Origin of the sequence: Flavobacterium sp. CG_23.5 (assembly GCF_017875765.1) — a bacterium.
GTDB lineage: Bacteria > Bacteroidota > Bacteroidia > Flavobacteriales > Flavobacteriaceae > Flavobacterium.
Map to the genome: position 1 here is coordinate 3,009,379 of NZ_JAGGNA010000001.1, position 20,812 is coordinate 3,030,190.

At 37.1% G+C, this 20,812-nt stretch carries 10 protein-coding genes; 2 read left to right on the forward strand and 8 right to left on the reverse strand.

The genetic code is table 11. The annotated features are described in order from the left end of the window. Positions 1-56: 56 nt before the first annotated feature. Complete coding sequence (locus tag H4V97_RS13070; RefSeq protein ID WP_196849858.1) at positions 57-1,013, forward strand: GSCFA domain-containing protein; 957 nt, start codon at positions 57-59, stop codon at positions 1,011-1,013. 2 nt (positions 1,014-1,015) lie between these two features. Next, a complete protein-coding gene (locus H4V97_RS13075) occupies positions 1,016-1,636 on the forward strand; it encodes a DUF4230 domain-containing protein (RefSeq protein ID WP_196849859.1) in 621 nt (206 codons plus the stop codon). A 59-nt stretch (positions 1,637-1,695) separates the two neighbouring features. On the opposite strand, the gene H4V97_RS13080 is transcribed toward H4V97_RS13075, so the two are convergent. The 8 genes from H4V97_RS13080 to H4V97_RS13115 form a co-directional block, all read right to left on the reverse strand. After that, positions 1,696-3,453 carry an aromatic amino acid hydroxylase gene (locus H4V97_RS13080; protein WP_209549933.1) on the reverse strand — a complete coding sequence of 586 codons (1,758 nt, stop codon included), beginning with the start codon at positions 3,451-3,453 and terminating at the stop codon, positions 1,696-1,698. A 389-nt stretch (positions 3,454-3,842) separates the two neighbouring features. Continuing rightward, entirely contained in the window at positions 3,843-4,976 is a 1,134-nt protein-coding gene (locus H4V97_RS13085; RefSeq protein ID WP_196849861.1) for an esterase-like activity of phytase family protein, read from the reverse strand. Positions 4,977-5,044: 68 nt separating this feature from the next. Continuing rightward, complete coding sequence (locus tag H4V97_RS13090; RefSeq protein WP_196849862.1) at positions 5,045-5,431, reverse strand: group III truncated hemoglobin; 387 nt, start codon at positions 5,429-5,431, stop codon at positions 5,045-5,047. Positions 5,432-5,493: 62 nt separating this feature from the next. After that, positions 5,494-6,027, reverse strand: coding sequence for a DUF4136 domain-containing protein (locus H4V97_RS13095; RefSeq protein ID WP_196849863.1), 534 nt, complete (start codon positions 6,025-6,027; stop codon positions 5,494-5,496). A gap of 49 nt (positions 6,028-6,076) precedes the next feature. After that, positions 6,077-8,113 (reverse strand): urocanate hydratase, encoded by a 2,037-nt coding sequence (locus tag H4V97_RS13100; protein WP_196849864.1) that lies wholly within the window; start codon positions 8,111-8,113, stop codon positions 6,077-6,079. Between the two features lie 233 nt (positions 8,114-8,346). Beyond that, the gene (locus H4V97_RS13105) at positions 8,347-8,535 is read right to left on the reverse strand and encodes a DUF5522 domain-containing protein (RefSeq protein WP_196849865.1); all 189 of its coding nucleotides are present in this window, start codon (positions 8,533-8,535) and stop codon (positions 8,347-8,349) included. A gap of 269 nt (positions 8,536-8,804) precedes the next feature. Then, positions 8,805-13,715 (reverse strand): LamG-like jellyroll fold domain-containing protein, encoded by a 4,911-nt coding sequence (locus tag H4V97_RS13110; protein ID WP_209549934.1) that lies wholly within the window; start codon positions 13,713-13,715, stop codon positions 8,805-8,807. A 1,065-nt stretch (positions 13,716-14,780) separates the two neighbouring features. Beyond that, the gene (locus H4V97_RS13115; RefSeq protein ID WP_209549935.1) at positions 14,781-20,336 is read right to left on the reverse strand and encodes a GEVED domain-containing protein; all 5,556 of its coding nucleotides are present in this window, start codon (positions 20,334-20,336) and stop codon (positions 14,781-14,783) included. Positions 20,337-20,812 lie beyond the last annotated feature (476 nt).

Here is a 20,812-nt window from a genome sequence, read left to right on the forward strand (position 1 = left end):
ATTAAATCCCTTTTAATTCGCTAAAATTATTCAAATTTGTAGTAAATAAAATAGCAATGCAATTCAGAACTCCAATTCCCATTTCTAAAAGTAATTATCCCATTGATTACAATTCAAAAATTGTGTCTTTGGGTTCTTGCTTTGCGGTAAATATGTCCGAGAAATTAGACTATTTTAAATTTCAAAATAGTTGTAATCCATTTGGAATTTTATTCCATCCGTTAGCGATTGAAAAGCTAATTGATTTTGCAGTTTCTGGAAAGCAATTCACAGATAACGATGTTTTTTTTTACAATGAACGTTGGCATTGTTTTGATGCGCATTCAGATTTAAGTAATTCAAATAAGGATGAATTATTAAAATCATTAAACACAATAATCGAATCAACAAAACAGCAATTAGAACAAGCTTCACACATCATTGTCACTTACGGAACTTCTTGGGTGTATAAAAGTATAGAAAGCAATTCTATTGTAGCCAATTGCCATAAAGTGCCACAAAAGTTGTTCAATAAAGAATTGCTTTCTGTTGAAGAAATAAAAAAAAGTATTAAAAATGCAGTAAAATTAATTTATGCTGTAAATCCTAATTGCAACATTATTTTCACGGTTTCGCCAGTAAGACACATCAAGGATGGTTTTGTCGAAAATCAAGTAAGCAAAGCAAATTTAATTTCGGCTTTGTTCAGTGCTTTGCAAGTTCCCCCTTCGGGGGCGGAGGGGGCTTACTTTCCCAGCTACGAGATCATGATGGATGAACTACGCGATTATCGATTTTATGCCGAAGATATGTTGCATCCTAGCCAAGTGGCAATAGACTATATTTGGAAACGTTTTAAGGAAACGACGATTTCGGAAACTGCTTTCTCAACAATCGATGAAGTGGAAAGTCTTCAAAAAAGTCTTGCACACAAACCTTTTAACCCAGATTCTGAAAGTCATTCAAAGTTTGAGGCCAAAGTCAGAGAAAAAATCACTAAATTGGAATCTCAATATTCATTCATGAAATTTTAATTATGCTTAAAAGAATACTTATCGGAATAGGAGTGATTTTCGGAATATTTTTATTATTCAAATTTTGTGATTTTAAAAAAAATGATGACGAAGATATCACCTATAACACAAATCTCATTCAGCAACAAATTCTAAACGTGGGTAAACTAGTGGTTACTGAAGGACATTTTTCAGAAGTCATTACCTATAAAAATCAGCAAAAATATTTATTGGACATGCTGTCTTTTGAGAAAAAAGCATTAGTTATTGTAAATGCTGATGTGACAGTTGCCTATGATTTGCACAAAATGAAATACGATATAGATGAAAAAAACAAAACCATCACAATTATTAGTATTCCAAAAGAAGAGATAAAAATTAGCCCAGATATTCAATTTTATAATGTGGAACAAAGTAAATTGAATCCTTTTACGGGGGATGATTACAATAAAATAAACAAATCAGTAAAAGCGAATTTGGCTAAGAAAATTGAAAAATCAAGCTTGAAAACAAATGCTCAGAATCGATTGATTAGTGAATTATCCAAAATATTGATACTCACTAATACGATGGGATGGAAATTGCAATATGAAGGAACAGTTATTCAAAGCGAGAAAGACTTTGGACAGAAAATAAAATTGTAGTGTATAAAAAAACGTATCTGATCAGATACGTTTTTTTATATAAGTATTTCTGTAATGAACTACGCTTTTTCTTTATCAAAAATCAAATCCAAACCGCCGGCAATCAAATGCGCTACTTCGGGTCTTTGGTGTTTTAAACTTTCAAGATAATTTAAAACTTCTTCCAGCAGTTGAGGTTCATTTCTATTTTTTAGAAATTCTGTGATTTCAATAGCCAATAACCAGTCATTTGGATGATCTGTTTTAAGCTTTTGAAAAATAGGATCCAAAGATGCTGTTGTGTCTTTTGTTTCTCTAATTCTTCTAACAGTATGATATAATAATTCTAAATCATCGCGTTCTGCAGTATGCTTTGCTTTAATCGTTTTGCTGGAAGGCATATGCGTAATTAAATCAAAACTTTTCACATCAGCAGGTCCTGAAAATGCCGAAACCACTTTTTTACCTATCGCCATATCGTAGTTTCCCCATTCTGGTTGAAACAAAATTGTCTCTCCATGAGTGACTGTACAATTTTTTAAACTGATTAAAATAATTTCGCCATGGAGGTTTCTAGAGCCAGTAATAATTTCCCCTTTTACGGTAATATCTCCTTCAAATTCTAGGGTAACGGTTTTGTTTTCTGTGATAGAATAGGCGTTTAAATCTCTTGGACTCATATCTTCAATCGCAAGATTGATGCCTTTCAGTTTCCCAATAGGACTTCCAAAACCTTCCGGATGTTTGATGGTTCCATGACCTACTAGTTCTTTTTCTCGGTAAGATAAAGCCGTTTTACCTGTTGTTTGGATATATACTGGTTTTCCTTCGGCTTCAATAACATTGGTGAAAACGCCTGATATTTGAATACCCGTACTCAATTCAATTGTTCCCAAAGCGTTCGAGTGGATTAATTTGTTAATTCCAGACAATCCGCCTGTTCGCAACGCCATTTTATTGGCAAATTCTTCCAAGACTAAACTTAAATAAGCAAAATCTGGAGTGACATAAAGTTGAGGCTGTAGCTTCGTGATATCAAAACTCTGATTCGCTGCCGATATATCGTAAGGAATTTTCTTCACGTTGTCCGTCATACACCAGGCGCTTTCGCCAATTGATGAAAGCAAGCCGGCGCCATAAATTTTAGGGTTTTCAATGGTACCAATCAAACCATATTCTACAGTCCACCAGTGCAGGTTTCTAATTTGAGCCATTTCCGATAATTCCCCCATGTTGTTCTGCAAATCTTCCACTGCTTTTTCGGCAGCATCGATATCCGCTTGTGGCGTATCTTCGGCTTCTTTCAAGATTGAAAGCAGTCTGATGGCTTCATACATTTCGTAATCCTTATGAGACGAGATTGCTTTACAGCCTATTTCTCCAAAACGGCGCAAGTATTCCGCGTATTCCGGGTTCGCAATAATGGGCGCATGACCAGCGCCTTCGTGAATAATATCCGGTGCGGGTGTGTATTCAATATGTTCAAGCTGACGAATATCTGAAGCTATGACAAGTACATTATACGCCTGAAATTCCATAAAAGCATTTGGCGGAATAAATCCGTCAACAGCAACTGCTGCCCAACCTATTTCGGTCAAAATGCGGTTCATACCGTACATACTGGGGATGTTATCAATTTCGATTCCCGTTTTCTTCAATCCTTCTAGGTAAGAACTATGCGCCACATTCGAAAGATAATCCACATTTTTGCGCATCACATAACGCCAAACCGCTTGATTTATAGGCGTGTAATCGCTATAATCTTGAGGTTTAATAAATTGCTTTAAATGTTTTGGCAATCGGTCTAGTAGCGGATTGCTTTCTATAGTAGTATTCATATCGAAAACGTTGTAGTTCAACTGCAAAAGTACGAATTTCAGGAGCTATATCCAGCTTTTCATTGCAAGTTTTTGCGAACCCGTTTGTTTTTCTAATGTTCCCGCAGGAGCTTCCTTTGGTCGCTCTGCAACAACAAGAAAAACCAAAACGGCTTTCGCAAAAAGCTTTTCATTATAATCTGGGCTACGGGAGATGTGGTTGTCGGAAGTTTAGTGGACTTAATTGCTAATTCCAGTACTCAGTTTGTCTTTCCTAAGAAGGAGGTATATTATGAAAACTATTCCTCAATACTGTGAGATTCCTCCTTTGTCGGAATGACAATTAGCCGATAGTATTTTTGATGTAAATCAAAAAATAAGACTGTGTTTTCAAAAGTACAATGACGTTACTATTCCTGCAATTCAAAAACTAATACTTGAGTTTTTTGCTTCTCAGAGAAATTATTATCCGAAATAAATACTAGCGAACGATGTCCGTTGGACAATTTTGGTCCAAAAGTAAGGCCTTCGATATTATCGATAAAAATTCCCAAATCATCCATGTTTAGAATTAATTTTTTAGAAGCTAATTCCAATTTCTGGTTTTGTAAGGAGTTGTAATTTTTAACACTAGTCGCTTTTTTCAAATCACACAAAAACACTTTTACCGTGCAGGCTTGTGTACCGGTAGAGTAGGAGCGTTCCACCACAAGCAATTGATTTTTTGCATAATACTGAATTGCCGAAACCCCATTTACGGCAAAAGCCTCTTTAGGATTGGGCTCAAATGCAATTGGTTCTAGTTGGTACCCGTATTGGGCAGTGTTCTCTTTTGTTTTGGCATCAAATTTATACAATCTGATCAAGCCTCCTTTGCTGGTGTTGGCTTGGTTGCCATCTTCAAAAAGCGGCTCTTCAATATTGGTATAAATGTTTTTGTAATTTTTATCAAAACTTATCCCTTCTAATGTTCCATTATTTCTAGGTCCTTTGTTTTCTTTCTGCATTTCTAAATTCGCAGGCAATTTAACTTCGCCTTGAAAATTTCCTTTTAAATCAATAAAATTAATCCACGGATTTTGCAGAACATTTTTGTCAATTGTTAGTACGCGGGCTCCTTCGCTACTCCAAACCAAGGAATTTGTTTTAGGATTAAATCGGATGTCTTCTGGATCGGCAGAGGTTGTTGGGCTTGTATTCCAATTATCATACTTTTTTCCCGCTACATCTTTTAAAGTAATGACATTTGTAAAATCTACGGTTTCCAATTTATTTTCGACTAGACGAATTTTTACGGTATAAAACCTGGAGTCATTAAATACGGATCTGTCGTCACTCATGAGATAGTAAAGATCCTTTTTTTTATCATAATCTATTCCTGATAGGCCGCCCACCTTAGTGTCTTGAAAAGTTTTATCAAAAGGAATTTCAATAGTGCTGACTAGTTTTAATTTAGGAGTTACGGTATTTCCAGTAGTCGGTTTTAAATTGGAACAAGAAAGAAAAATGGTTTGTATAATGACAAGGAAAAGTATTTTACGCATAGTTCTATTTTGATGATTTGGTATGAATATGAGTTTGCATCTAATTGTGAAATTGTTGAATACTAATTTTAGTTTTTTTCAGCATTCCTGAAATACTCAATTTTATAGTTGAACATTTCCGCCATATTTTTAGCACGTAGTTTAGCTTCTTCGGCCAATGGGCCTGTAAATAAACTATCGGTGGTTTCTGTGAAAATTTCCATCCAGCGCTCAAAATGTTCTTTAGCCACCGGTAATTGTTTGTGTGGAGGAAAAGGGCTTCCGGAATAGGTGTGTACTTCGAGTAAAATAGTTTGCCAAAAGCGGTACATCTTTTCTAAATGTTCGGGCCAGCGATTGCCTATTTTTTCGTTGAATATAGGTCCGATAAATTGGTCTTTTTGAACTTTCGAATAGAAAGTGTCAACAAGTAATTTGATGTCTTGTAGGGTTGTAATGTCTGTATGGATTGTCATAATTTGGTATAAAAAAAGCCTACGCAAAGGTAGGCCATTTATATAGTAAAATGAATTTTCAGTTATTTAGATTTGGGAGGAAATTGGGCTAAAATTTTAGCGACAAATTCGTTTATCCGACTTTCTTTTTTAGAACGATCTTCGGTCAAGTATCCTACGCCTTCGCCTTCCCATACGAGTTCTTTTTTCTTGGCATCAATTAAATCAATGTAAAGCGTTCCTTCTGTTGTTGACGAAATGTAGGTTCGTCCGCCCCATAAATAAGGATTCCATCCGTAGCCCCATCCATAACCCCATCCGGCATTGTATTGATCCACGTCGATGCGTTCTCTTTCTTTGGTTAATATATTAACAAGCAAATCAGGATTTTCACTTTTGGTCATTCCTTTTTTACTAAGTTCGGAATCAATGGCGTTAAGAATTCTTTTCTTATCAAATTCTGAGATTTCAACTTTGTCAATGCCTTTTTTATGGAAAGCAAAGGTTTTGTATTGGCTGAAATCTACATTTTTGTCATAATCAGAATTTACTCTTACCGAGCTGCAGGAACCCAATATAAAAAGGAAAAATATCGGAATAAATTTAATTGCTTTCATGTTATAAATATTTGATTATTAATTCTTTACTAAAGATACGTCCAAATTTTTAAAAATCCAACAAATTGTCGGCAACTAAATTAGGAAGAGTTACCTTTAATAATGGCTGTGCTTCCATGGCTCTTTTTATGGCAAAAATGGCTCCGTCGTTACGGGCCCAACTTCTTCTTGAAATTCCATTGTTGACATCCCAAAAAAGCATTGATTGTAAGCGTTTTGACGCTTCTTTTGTACCATCAAGAACCATTCCAAATCCTCCATTAATTACCTCGCCCCAGCCAACGCCACCGCCATTGTGGATAGAGACCCAAGTGGCACCACGAAAGCTGTCTCCAATGACGTTTTGTATCGCCATGTCGGCGGTAAAACGGGAGCCATCATAAATATTTGAAGTTTCTCTGTAAGGCGAATCCGTACCGGAAACATCGTGGTGATCCCGACCTAAAACTATGGTTCCAATTTCTCCTTTGGCAATTGCCTGATTAAAAGCTTCCGCAATTTTCACGCGCCCTTCGGCATCAGCATATAGAATTCTGGCTTGAGAACCAACGACCAATTTATTTTCCTGTGCGCCTTTAATCCAATGAATATTATCCTGCATTTGTTGTTGGATTTCTACTGGAGCAGTTTTAGCCATTTCTTCCAAAACCTGGCACGCGATGGCATCGGTTTTTGCCAAATCTTCCGGTTTCCCAGAAGCACAAACCCAACGGAATGGACCAAAACCATAATCAAAACACATGGGCCCCATAATGTCCTGAACATAGCTTGGATATCTGAAATCAATATGATTTTCAGCCATGACATCTGCACCGGCGCGGGAAGCTTCCAGTAGGAAAGCATTTCCGTAATCAAAAAAATAGGTTCCTTTAGCAGTATGTTTGTTGATTGCCGTGGTATGACGGCGCAATGTTTCCTGTACTTTTTCTTTGAATAAATCGGGATTATTAGCCATCATTTCATTGGCTTCTTCAAAAGAAATATCAGCGGGATAATATCCTCCAGCCCAAGGATTGTGTAAGGAAGTTTGATCTGAGCCCAAGTCGATATGGATATTTTCTTGGTCAAATTTTTCCCAAACATCCACCACGTTTCCGAGATAGGCGATAGAAACAATTTCATTATTGGCTTTCGCTAAAGCGACTCTTTTTACCAATTCCTCAATATTTTCGATCACTTCATTGATCCATCCTTGATTATGACGAATATGTGTGATTTTTGCGTTTACTTCGGCACAAACGGTGATACAGCCTGCGATATTACCCGCTTTCGGTTGTGCGCCACTCATGCCGCCTAATCCTGAAGTTACGAATAAACCACCTGAAGGACTGCGCTTTATTTTACGGAAACCATTCAGAACAGTTATTGTAGTTCCGTGAACGATTCCTTGCGGACCTATGTACATGTAACTTCCCGCAGTCATTTGCCCGTATTGCGAGACGCCCAGTGCATTCATTTTTTCCCAATCGTCCGGTTTAGAATAATTAGGGATTACCATTCCGTTTGTAACGACAACGCGTGGAGCTTCTTTATGCGAAGGAAACAATCCCATTGGGTGACCGGAATACATTGTTAATGTTTGCTCATCGGTCATTTCCGATAAGTATTGCATTGTCAATAGATACTGTGCCCAGTTTTGGAAAACAGCACCATTGCCGCCATAAGTAATCAATTCATGGGGATGTTGCGCTACGGCATAATCCAAATTATTTTGAATCATCAGCATGATCGCTTTTGCCTGTTCGCATTTTCCTGGATATTCATTTATGGGTCGTGAGCGCATTTCGTAATCCGGGCGAAAGCGATACATATAAATGCGGCCGTATGTTTCTAATTCTTGTCGAAATTCTTGTATTAGTTCCCCATGATGTTCGGATGGAAAATAACGTAAAGCATTGCGAAGCGCTAATTTTTTCTCTTCGGCCGAAAGGATTTCTTTACGCTTTGGAGCATGATTAATGTCTGACTCATATGGTTTAGGCTGAGGCAATACAGTTGGAATTCCTTGTTTGATTTGTTCTTGGAAGAGCTCCGTTGCCTTTAACTGGGGGGTTGTATCGGATGTTATATTAGTTTTGGTATTCATATCTATAATGGTGTAAATGTAATTCGTCTATCATTTAGAAAAAAATTTGGGTACCAACTCTATTTCTTGGATTATGTGCAGTAACTAAAATACTATGGATAACGAATATCCGACCGGTGTGGTAGGATTTATGAATTTTAACTCTGTATTTCTGAAAACGAATATCCATTTTGTTTTTTTGGATTTAAAAACTTAAACTGTTATTCTTACCCTTTAGCGTAAAACACTATTTATCATTCATAGTTTTTCCTCTTGGCTCCTTTGGGGGTTAGCGGGCCTCCATACGGACAATGACGGCAACCGCTTTTACAACAATACCCTCTTTTTAAGTGGTGTTTTTCGGTAAAGCATTTATAACCTTCTGGCGTGTAATAAAAATCTTCGCCTTCAATTAATTTATTTTCATTATTCGATTCAATCATGTGTTGGGTATTCTATTGAAATTTTTTTGAACATAATCCATTTTAAACGTTCTACTCAAACGATTGAGTTTTCCTTAAAATTGAATTATTTTAGTGGTACAAATTTATAAATTTTATAATGAATGATGCTTATTGTTACTGAATATTTAATTCGAAGAAGGTTAGGATCGTTTTTTTACCAAATTAAATTGGTTTGATTGCTGTTGGTTATTAGATATTAAAAAAGCCACTCGGTTAGGAGTGGCTTCTACAACAGTTATACTTTTTAATTAGTATATTATTTTTTTTGAAACAACTGTGTCGTCTTCTAAAGTGATTTTGACGATTAAACCTGCGGTGGTTTTATTTAAATGACTCAAGGAATATTTTAAAGCGTTTACTTTTTTATAACTGTCAATTTTTCTGCCCAGTAAATCATAGACCACTATATTTTTTATCAGTTGGTTTGAAGACTGAACGGTCACGTTTTGATTTCCAATTACATTTACTTCATCAGCTTTAGCTAAATTGAATGTATCCGTTCCTAATGTTTTATCTGTGAAACGAAGAGTGAAACGATCGTTGAAAGTTCCTGCTGCCAAAGTGACTTCATACGGATCTTTGTTTATGGTGTGGTACGTATCTGTTTCTGCGTCGTGAATAAAAATGGGCTGACTTTCATCAAAGTTTTCTAAAGCATCTATGCCAAAAGATACTTTTCCTGCACTTTCAGTTCGCACACCAATAGGGTAGGAGGCAGCTGCATCAAAATACCCTTCTCCTTCTATTGCTAATTCATTTTCACCATTTATTAAGTACATATCACTTGGCGCATCATCTATGTTCACGGCATCATAACCATCATTCATATCGCTATCCGCTTTATCTTCCATAAAAGCGAGTAGCACTTGTCTATGAAACTCTTCATTATAAGAATTGAAACCTAAACGAATCTTCTTATGAGTTTTTTTAGCAACTGGGTCATCACCGGTAAAAGTCCAGTGTCCAGCAATTTTTGGATCTACTGGTATCCTGTATGTTGTTTGGGAGAAAGCATTATCTTCTTTAACAAAAGCTCTTTGACTATTTTTAAAAACAACATTTCCTCCGCTGGCATTTCCAAAGACGAAGAATCCTTGTCCAACAGGGATGTAAGGTTGGGGTGGTATAGCTTTGCTTGTTGAACCTGCTCCACTAATAAAATCAACACCAGTTGAACTTGGGGCAACACCTCCTGAAATATTATAGATGCCATACCCTCCTTGATAACCTGAGAGATTGTGCGTGGTATTTGAGGCGTAATGTTCCCAAAAATAGAGTGCTCCATCAGTAGCTGGGATAGTTGTTGTAACGTCAATGCGTAATATATTATCGTTTATAAATTTGTCTGCATCTAAGGCAGATGGATATGGGTTTCCAACAAGCAACAATTGATTTGCAGTAACAGTGTTCGTTATTGTACCATTATTGGGTTTTCCCACAAAGGTCAAATTTTGAGTAGCAGTTGCCGCACCACTTCCTTTTAGGGTAAAACCTTTGCCCGCTGTTAATGAACCAGTTTCCAGAATTTGTATCCAATTGGCATAATTATTACTGGCATTGTCAAATTTGTAAATCCAATAACGGGCTAAACTGATGGGATTTCCAGGTGATCCATTGTATCCATTAACCCAATTTATAGCAATAGGTACAGCGGGATTTGTACCATCTTGTAAAACACCTCCAACTGTAAATGGATTGTTATTAGTGGTGTTGTTAATTGTACCTACAGGGGAACTCCAATAATTGTAATTGTATTTATTAGATTGTCCTTGCTGGTCTCGTTCTATTGATCCTGCACTTGTTGCATCCAGGTCGCTGCCTTCCGTTTGTACTAATTGCGAACGGCCAACCAAATCGATTTTTCCATCTAATTTCAAGTAATGGGAAACTTCAATTTTTGATCCCGTAGCTTGCGTGGCTGTAGTTGCAGTTGCTAACAGACTGCTGCCTGTTTCAAGTAATAATGCAAGAGCCTTTTTATTGCCCAATGAAGTTAAGGTATGGCCACTCTTTACTCGGATAATAGTTCCGTCAACTGAATTAGATTCAACTGTACCGTCACTTAATCCATTAGGTGGAGGAGGACCAGTACCGCTTGGATTTTCTACTGATGCACTATTTGGAATATCTTGAACGTCGCCATTTACCCAAGTGGTTGACGACGACCATTCCCCAGTAGTAGACGTTTCGTAGGGTAGTGGCGCTGTTTGAAGATCAACTGTATTAATGTTTTTTAAGGCAGCAGTTAATCCGTATCCAGATTTGTCTTTTACGTTGTTAATAGAAAAAGTAGACATTGGATAATAGGCAGTAAGATTAGACCAAGGAATTGCCTTTATTTCGTTAAGTGTAATTGTATTGGGAATAATGACACCATTTGTGATTCCTGCATTATTTATGATTTCTTGATTCATCACATACTTCAGTTGCATTGCAGTTAACGCTACATTCCAAATTCGAACTTCATCAATAGACCCCTCAAAAAATGCTGTGGGTGCAATTCCATTGGCAGCAGCAATTAAGAACGAGTTATTACTACTTGTTGGTGCACTTGCAGCTACACTGTTTTTATTTACTCCATCAATGTAAATTTTAGCGTTTGTTCCATCATATACCACCCCAATATGATGCCATTTTCCTGTATTTATAGCAGAATAAGAAGTTATAGTGTTACCATTCCAGCTCATCTCCGCCTTGCCGTTAGTATTAATTTTCAAATCATATCCTTGCGTGAAAGCACTGTTTCTCTTTGATAAGATTGTCATGTTTGTTTTCGTAGATTTTACCCAAGCCGAAACTGTAAATGATGAGTTTAAATTTAATACATTCCCTGCATCTAGGTAATCATTGATCCCATCGAATTTGATGCAACGAACATAAGGTGTTTCAGGTGCGTATCCAAAAGTGATATACTTAGTTCCATCAAAGTTATAAGTAGTTTCCAGATTGGTTCCGTTGACAGTCATAATTCTCGCTTCGGAGGTGGCGTCAAATGTCGGAGTGCTTGAAATAAGCATTACATAATCCCCAGTTGCAGTCGCAGCAGCGGTGTAAGCCGCAGCAATTTGAGTAGTAGGAATCGCTACTTTACAAGTAGATACGTCGCCGCCAGTTTCAACCACTTTCCAAATTTTAGCGATTCGCTGGTAACTAACATCAGTACTTAATGTTGGCGAAATTCCTGAACTTAAATTAAACGTTACTGCTTGTGCTGTCAGTGCGCCACCATTATTACCCCAAACCAAGAATTTTTTATCGGTATCAAATACATTAGTGTTAGCGGTATTTGTAGCGGCAATATCTCCTAATCCAATGGTGATTCCATTCACATTGTTAATGCTTCTCGATTGTTTCTGCGTTAACTTGGTGATATCGTCTCGTCCTATACCAGCGATGTCATAGTTGAAAATATCATTGGCTGGAACTCCCGTGTTTACATTCCAAATCGTGCTTCCCGCAGAGTTAGTGTAGTTCATGGAAGTACCATTGGTCCCTAACGTTATCCCGTATTTAATTGCTAAATAGCTACGTATGTTACTTCGTTCCGCATCGGTGGCTCTAGTATCATAGGTAATTACTTCAGCAACTCTCGCATCTAAATTTCCAGTGTATGCCTTGCTACGGCCAATCCAATATTGGCTATTAGTAACATTAGAGAAAGCTGCCGGGTAGGATGTAGGGTTTGTATTATTTCCATTGTAAAAAAGTTCCTGCGCTGTTGGTGCAATAGCATCATTGTTTCGTGTATTGATTATAGCGGCAGCATTACCATAAGTGGCTGTTGCTATTCCGTAATCTGGCGAGACACCCACAGCATAAGTTAAAGCTTCATTGTTGAATCGGGTAGTGTAATCTCCAAAACCGATTCCCGTGTCATCATAATCATTAGTTGTTGAATTTGAGCCACAAAACAGATCCATTCTTCTGGTCGTAGTTGTTACTGTTACATCTGGAATTGTTACCACAAATATATCTTGGCTATAAAAACCTGTTGCGGCTTTTAGATACTGCCTTGTATTATCGGTGTCTAAAAAAGTTTGTGATGGGGAATTGTAGGCATTAGTAAAATCGACAACTGAATTAAAATTAAGATTAGAAGTCAAATTGTTACGGTAAACTGGAGAGCCCACACCTGTAGGTTTTATCGCGTCGTCACCCAATGCTTGCGTCTTCCATGTTGAAACGGCTGTATTATCAGCAACAGAAGTTGTTCCGTCTAATAAATCAGACCGCAGCCAAAGCTGTAAATTTTTAGTAACTCCTCCAGGGCCATACGGCAAATTTAAGGTGATAATTAGGGCGCCATCTTGACCTAATCCAGCAGTAGTCTGCCAACCTTGTCCATTATTGTCACCACTACCACCTCCGCCTCCACCGTATCCAGAAGTTGAAGCCCTTTGTCCGGCACCCCTGTCATTTCCGCCATTACCACCTGCACCACCATTAACGCTTGTTGCTACTCCTCCAGCACCACCGAAGGTTGTACCAGAAGGCGAGCCACCCGTAGCTCCATTTCCTAATGAACCTGCTCCACCACCACCACCACCACCGGCGCCACTTCCACTAGAATTAGAATCTCCTTTACTTGTTCCGCCATCACCACCAGAAAATTTTATATCCCCAAAACATGCAGAAGCTAGTCCACCTTTACCACCAGTAGATACCGTTTTACCACCCTCACCTACATTTCCGCCAACTGCTAAAATATCCCTGCCTCCAAAATTCCCTGATGTTGAAGTCCCTGCTGTAGCGTAGAATGTTGTAGATGCTCCACCTACGGTAAAATTATAAGGAGTGCCTGGGACAACGGTTACTGTGCTTAATCGAGCATAAGCACCACCACCACCACCACCACCTGTTAAACCTTTTGTAGCTCCTCCTAGAGATCCACCCGCACCTGCACCCCATGCCTCTACGGTAATTGAGGTTACACCTACCGGACAGGTCCATGAGCCAGAAGTGCCAGTATATTTATAAATTATCTTGGTTTGCGCTTGTGAATAGTTGGCTGAAAGGAAAAGAAACAGCGCTAAAATACTGCGGCACAAATTGTATAAAATTTTGGTATTCAATGAATTGTTGTATTTTGAAGTTTTAGTATCACTTTGCAAGTACTGTTTGGGCAAAACAGTATTTGACAATAAGTATATTTGTTTCATAATAATTTAACTAAGATTTGGTATCCAAAAATAACGTATTACATCAGAAAAGTACTGTTATTAAAGCTAAAATTTTATGTAGTTGAACGGGTTTTTGTGGCTGTTAATCGACAAAATCGTTAAACAGAGCTAAATTTGTTAGTAAAATGTTTATTTTGTTGGATTTGTAACACTGGATTTCATCGGATTTTAAATGCTTTTTGTCGAATTTTTTCCTTCTTACAAAGCTGGCTGTAAGATGTTTAGCGAATTGGATTTACAATTGATTATTAGTTTAAACAGGCAACTTGTGGCAGGGCTTCATAAGACTCAAATCGAAGTTATTTGCATAAATTTTTGTAACAATTTTACAAATAGGAAACTTTACCTTGCCAAGAACTTTCTTTTATTGCAAACCACATGAAAATGCGTTCAACAGTTAGAAAATATCTGTTTTCATAAGGTTTTTATGGCCATACCACGTTTCCTTTTTTTTGTGATACGCTGCAGATAAAAATAATCCACTTATGATTAATCATGAAAAAATTGACAGATAGAAGTAACTCGAATTTTTATCATTGCCCTTTTTAATTTCTTATTGACTATTTACTTGTTTTACTTTAATATAAAACCTGCAAACAGACGTATAGAAATATCAGTTTTGAACCTGTGGCAATTTGGTACGAAAGTAACTAGCAGTAGTTGAAAATTCGACCGTTACATCACTTCATTAAATTTAAAAAATAGGTATCCTTGGTAGTACTTAGGTATTTACATTCAATAAATTAGAAAAATTAATATTTTTCGAGACTAATTTTATTTATAAAAATAATTGGATTTTTTGACACATTTATTGGTGAGATTAGTTTCTAGGAAATAACCTATTTTGCCATATAATTTCATTTTTTGAAGAAGGTTTCATTGGATTGCGAACAATATAATGCAGGTTCGAAAATCATGATTAATTATTGATTAAAATACATTGAACTTTAAGTACGCATGATGAAAAAAAATAGGAGGAATGGTTTAACTTATTATAAAAAAAACCACTCGGTTAGGAGTGGCTTTTACAGTGATGCTTTTTGATTAATATATTATTTTTTTGGAGAGAACGGTGTCATCTTCCAAAGTGATTTTCACAATTAAGCCTGCGGTCATTTTGGTTAAATGATTCAACGTATATTTTAAAGCGCTTACTTTTTTATAACTGTCAATTTTTCTGCCCAGTAAATCATAGACAACGATATTTTTTATCAGTTGGTTTGACGATTGAACGGTCACGTTTTGATTTACTATTACATTTACTTCATTGGCTGTGGCCAAATTAAATGTATCCGTTCCTAAAGTTTTATTTGTGAAAAGAAGAACAAAACGTTCGTCAAAACCACCAATTTCTGTTTTAAAAACATAAGGCGCTTCTTTTAAATCATGAATAACATTTTGAACTTTATCTTCTAAATAGATGTTTTGGGTGTCAAAAAGACCATCTATATGATCAATTCGTATCGACAGTTCTCCAGAAATTTCAGAATTATAGCCTAATGGGATGTGGTCATTTTCATCAAATGGTAATCCGCGACCTTGAATGGTTAGTTGAGCTTCGGGTATAATAGAGTAGAAGCTAACATCGTTTCCTCCCAATGATTCTCCGTCAAAACTCCTGTCCAAACCTTGTGTTGCACCCGCTACATAACCCAACAATGTTTGACTAAAAGCTCCTGAGTTATTGGTCAAGTTTAACCAAATGCGGTGTCTCTCTATTTCGGGAACACTCTTTGGAATGGCTTCGTTTTTTTGGTTGTTAGTTAATTTAAAAAAATCTCCATTTTTCCCCTCTGTACCCACACGCATGCTATTATTGAAAGTTGCATTTAGAGTTGTACCATTTGTCATGCTATTAGCCGCTTTTACAAAGAAGGATTGACCACTGGCAATATAGCCGCTTGGCACGGAGCCTCCTGTACTTGCGGCAGCTGTTGCTGTTCCCCCAGTCGTATTGAAGACAGCATAATCATTTTCTGTGTAGTTTAATACATAATCGCCATAAAAAGGATCCGCATAGACAGTGCTAGGTTGGGCATTGTGTGTCCAAAGATATAAAGTCCCATCAATGACAGGTACATTAGAAGCAAGATTTAAGAATGCTGCTGCATTAATCGCGGAAGGATAGGGATTACCTATGAGGTTCCATTCGTCATCCTCGTCGTTAAGGCCTATCGTACCGCTTAGAGTTCCTTTTTGTATTGGAGTTGTTATATCACCATTGTTAGGGGTGCCAACAAATGTGGCGGTGTAAGATGTCTTAATAGTTGAGCTAAAAGTGTTGGGGGCTCGTACAATATATCCTTTGCGAGGATCCATTTTTGTGATGGAAGTTTCACTTTGCCAGTTGCCAGGCCCATTTGAAATTGTTGGTATCCAAGAAAACATCAAAGGGCTATTAGGAGATAATAATCCTAAAGTAAAATTAGAAGCTAATGTTACTGGCGTACTCCAATAAGTGTAATCGAGTTTAGACATTGGTTGCGTTATCCTTTGAATATTTGCGATTCCGGTATTAGCGACATTATTTGTTTGAATTAGACTCGCATTGTTGGCTATATTAAAACTTCCTCCTGCTGTTACTGTAACTTTATCAATAACAATAATTGTATTTCCGGAAGTGATATTTAAAACGGAAGCTGCATTTGTTAATGTCAGATTATAAGCATAAGCTAAATCGGAAGTAATTGGATTTGGAGTTACGTTAGAAACTTCTACGCAGTTGCTGGCTGTAGGTTTACCAGGCGGATACCAGTTATTAGGTTGATTATAATTGGAATTAACGGATCCATTCCATGTTTTGGTATTATTAGGAACAGTAATAGTTTTGTTTATTACACAACCATTTGGTAAAGTTGTTTGTGCTGTAAAATCCCACTGGGTTCCTGTGGTTACATTTGGTTTTGCATATACCGTAGCAAGAGGGGTCTTTCCATCATAAGGAATAGTTGCATTTAGATCAGAATATAAATCAGCTACATTAGTACCGCCCCAAACAAAGGTTGAAGTCAAAGGTTTTGTTCCAAATAATTTTACATTATCTAATGCGTAACCTTCGTCCCAGCCAGCAGAATATCTGAATCTGAATTTTAAATTAGCCTGATTGATAAAAGATGTAAAATCTACAGTCTTGGTTGCAAAATTCCCTGCACTTCCATCATCGGCTGTATAAGTTATTACTGGTGTGGTAGACCATGTTGTTCCGCCGTCTGTTGAAACTTCAATATCAATTTTATCGGAAGTTCCGTAGTCAGCGTAATAATGATCAAAAGTTAAAGTAAGATTTGTAAATCCATTGGTGTTAATGACAAAAGATTGTATGGCGGTGTTTACTGTTGTTCCGTCTGCAGTATCTGAAGTAGTAAATGCAAATTTATTTTCGCTAGTACCTGCTCCCCCTGAATTAATTGCGGGCTTAAAAACATTGGTATTTATTGGCAAATAAGAACTAGTTTTTACATTCCATACTTCCGCTAAAGGGGTATTGCCTTTAGTATTAATATTACTAATGGTATTTAAGGTGAAATTTCCCAAAGTTCCTCCTTCAAAATTTTCAGTAAATAGATCTTCAATTGCAGAATCGCCGCTTGCACCAATAGTCAATATTGTACCAGATCCGCAAATGGTTGGTAAAGCGGGAGAAAAAGCAATATTGGCAATGGGATAAATAATAGCTTTTACGGCCACCCTAACTAATGATTCGCAACTACCATTATAAGAAGATACATAGTAAGTTGTGGTTGCGGAAATTGATGGCGTTGTCCAAGATCCAGTAGCAGTAGTACCTAATAAAGACCCTCCGGTTTTAGCAGAATACCATCTAAATTCTGTAGCACCACCGTCACTAGCTGCTCCTAAATTGACAGTTCCAGTGCCGCAATTTGTCCCTCCGGTTACTAGACTTATTTTTGAAGCACAATCAGAAACAATACTTATGGTGAAATCTTCAGCTTCACCTGTAGAATAACCTGTATCACAAGCTAATATAGTGGATGAATCGCCATAACTTCTGGTTCTGACCCGCATTCTATAATTACCCGGGCTTTGGGATGTTGGTACAATAAATCCGAAAGAAGTGTCGTTTGTGGCAGTAATTCCGGTTGTGTAAACTTTTTCTCCTGCATCTAGAAAATCACCGTCGGAATTCCAATCTATAAAAACGGAAATGAATGACACTTGAGGACCTGTAACATCAATATTTAAATTTATTGCACCTCCGGGAATTTGCCGACCTAAAATTATCGAAGAATTATCGTCATACCCACTTGCATTATACCCTGCCGATGAACTACTTACTAAATCTTGTAATGTACCTGTGGTTGCTAGGCCATCTATGTAAGTTGTAGAAGTTGTAGAAGAGGGAGCACAATAAGTTTGTGTAACAGTTAAATTACCAGGAGTTGATGTTGCATTGCCACAAGCATTAGTTGCTTTTACTTTATATTTAAAACCTGTCATACTTGACGGAGCGGCAGAAATGGTTAAGGTAGCTGTAGTGGCTCCACTATAAACACCTCCATTTGTAATTATTGAATAGTTTGTGCCGCCATCAGTACTTACTTCCCAAATAATGCTATCCGGACTATTTGCTATTGTGGATGTAAAAGTAGTGCTAGTACCTGAAGCAATAGATTTATTTGGTGGTGTGGTAACTGTAGGTGCCAATGTACATGCGACTGCTGCAGTAACATTTAAAGTGTAATCTTCGTAAGTTCCATATGTTCCCGTGTAACAAGGGGTTGGTGTTCCCAAATCTATCGCACCAATCCTAATTCTGTGATTCCCTATTGTGGCTCCTGACGGAATGGCAATTGTAGCTGCTAAAGTTGCGGATGTAACGCTGCCCGAATACACATTTTCACCAGTATCATTAAAATCTAAATCATCATTCCAGTCTACCCAAATTATCAATTGATAAGCATAGGATAGTGTTGAAGTAGTTATATTTATAGGTACAGATGTTCCTTTAATCCCAGTACCTATCATAGCGGTATAATCGCCATAATTAGTAGTTTCGGCAGCTGTGGTATTATTTACGGTGCTAAAAGATACATTAGTAATTCCTGATGCATCTACTGAACTTGGAGCAGGAATACAATATCCAGTCAAGGTGGTGCCGGTTCCGGTTAATGCTCCACCCGTTTTGTAAACAGGTCCGCCGGCACAACTGGTATCGTTATAAGCAAAGATAAAATAATAGTAGGTTGTGCCAGAACTTAAACCAGTTTCGGGTATGGATGTAGTAGCAGCACTTTGAACAAAACTGAAGGCAGCACCTAAAGAGGCAACGTTAGCAGTTGTGTAAATAGTTCCATTTACCGGCTGGGAGGGTGGGGTACTTGTTAATGAACGAACTATCAAATAGCTGCTTGCAGCTGGTGACGATGCCGTAAATGTAAAGGGTAGTGAAGTACTAGTTTTAGTTCCTAATACAAATACGGTTGCTTGGGCAGGGGCGCTGCATGTTGTGTTTGCTATACTTATAGTGTAGTCCTCAGTTTCTCCGTATGTTCCTGGCATAGTACAACTCATTCCTGAACCTGAAGCAACGGTTGTATTATATGCATAACGGACGCGCATTCGAGTTATTCCAGTGGTTGCACCCGCAGGAATAGGAATAGAAATTGTTTTTGTTGTGCTTGGATTAATGGTATTACTGACAAGGAAAAATTCCCCGGAATCTGAAAAACTTCCGTTCTGATTAAAATCAATCCAGACGCCAGCACCATGTGTGCCTGAACCGTTTCCAACACTTAGATTAAAGTTGTAGCTTGAGCCTCTAAGTACGGTAGTAGTTTGTGTTCCTGCCGCAGCATAGTTAGTATAGCCACCAGCACCGCAAGTTGAAGTGGTGTTGAGTGTGTTGAAGGTTACATTGCTAATAAAATCGTTTAAAGTACAATTTAAATTCCCTGCTGGAGTGCAATAACTTTCCGGTTGAACACTGTCGTATTCAACAATAGAAATGTCGTCTAAAAGCATTTGAGCTCCGGGAGTACCCGATTGAAACATTTGGAAACCTATATACTTTGTCTCATTTGCGGCAACTGTAAAACCTGCAGTATACTTCACCCAAGAAGATGAAGTAACATTTTCTGAAGATGCATTTAGAATAATATCCGATCCTGTAGCATTTTTCATTGCCGTATTTGTGGCCGTCAAACTTTTCATAATTCTTAATTTCCCCGACGCGCTAGCAACTTTTGCAAAAACGGTTACGACATAATATTTACCTGTAATAAATGAAAGTGTAGTGTTAGTAATTATAGACCCATCATATGCTTTTGAAGGAGCGCCTTCAGCCGTAATCTGTCCGCAATAAGGAGCAATATTACCACCAGAGCTTACTGTGCCAAATGAAGCGGAATTGTTAGCTGTACCTATTACTCCCGTCTGTCCACTTTCAAATCCAGTGGTATACAGAGTCGTTTGCCCATTCATTTCATTTCCTAAGAAAAATAAAAAGAACAAACTTAAAAAGGCTATGATAGTTTGGGTTTTATTTTTGGTTGTTTTTGCAGTAGTCTTAGAACAAATTTGACTATAATTAGTAATAAAAAACTTACATATTTTATTTTTGTAATAGTAATTTTCGATCATAGGATTTTGTGGTATTATTTGCCGCAAAAGTACCTTATTGATTTTTGTAAAACAACATTTTAACGATTAAATGTTATATTTTTTGATGTAGTTTATCGGGTATTTTGTTACTTTCATCGATGATTATGAGGTTTTTATGAAATTCAGTGTAGTTTAAGACAATTATAAGTTAAAAAAGATAAATTAATTTGTATCTGTTTTTGCCTCTAAATGTTGAAAAAAAATTTTTTTTATTATAAAAAATGCGATTTTTTGTAAGAAATAGATTTGATATAAGTGAACATTTCGAATAGCTCAAATAATTCAAATTTTTTTTGCGTCAATTGGGCAAAAAATCAAATAAGTATATTTTTTTCTGTAAGGGAATACGTGATTTTAATACGAGCGAAACGCAAACCATTACTTTTCGCACATTGAGTCATAAAAAAAGTAAATCAATTAGTTTCATAGAAATAATTTCCCCAAACAGATGATGA

Bases quoted from the DNA above. Each gene is read 5' to 3' on its own strand.
- H4V97_RS13070 (WP_196849858.1), top strand. From the start codon at position 57: ATGCAATTCAGAACTCCAATTCCCATTTCTAAAAGTAATTATCCCATT.
- H4V97_RS13095 (WP_196849863.1), bottom strand. From the start codon at position 6,027: ATGAAAGCAATTAAATTTATTCCGATATTTTTCCTTTTTATATTGGGT.
- H4V97_RS13110 (WP_209549934.1), bottom strand. From the start codon at position 13,715: ATGAAACAAATATACTTATTGTCAAATACTGTTTTGCCCAAACAGTAC.
- H4V97_RS13105 (WP_196849865.1), bottom strand. From the start codon at position 8,535: ATGATTGAATCGAATAATGAAAATAAATTAATTGAAGGCGAAGATTTT.
- H4V97_RS13090 (WP_196849862.1), bottom strand. From the start codon at position 5,431: ATGACAATCCATACAGACATTACAACCCTACAAGACATCAAATTACTT.
- H4V97_RS13085 (WP_196849861.1), bottom strand. From the start codon at position 4,976: ATGCGTAAAATACTTTTCCTTGTCATTATACAAACCATTTTTCTTTCT.
- H4V97_RS13115 (WP_209549935.1), bottom strand. From the start codon at position 20,336: ATGATCGAAAATTACTATTACAAAAATAAAATATGTAAGTTTTTTATT.
- H4V97_RS13080 (WP_209549933.1), bottom strand. From the start codon at position 3,453: ATGAATACTACTATAGAAAGCAATCCGCTACTAGACCGATTGCCAAAA.
- H4V97_RS13075 (WP_196849859.1), top strand. From the start codon at position 1,016: ATGCTTAAAAGAATACTTATCGGAATAGGAGTGATTTTCGGAATATTT.
- H4V97_RS13100 (WP_196849864.1), bottom strand. From the start codon at position 8,113: ATGAATACCAAAACTAATATAACATCCGATACAACCCCCCAGTTAAAG.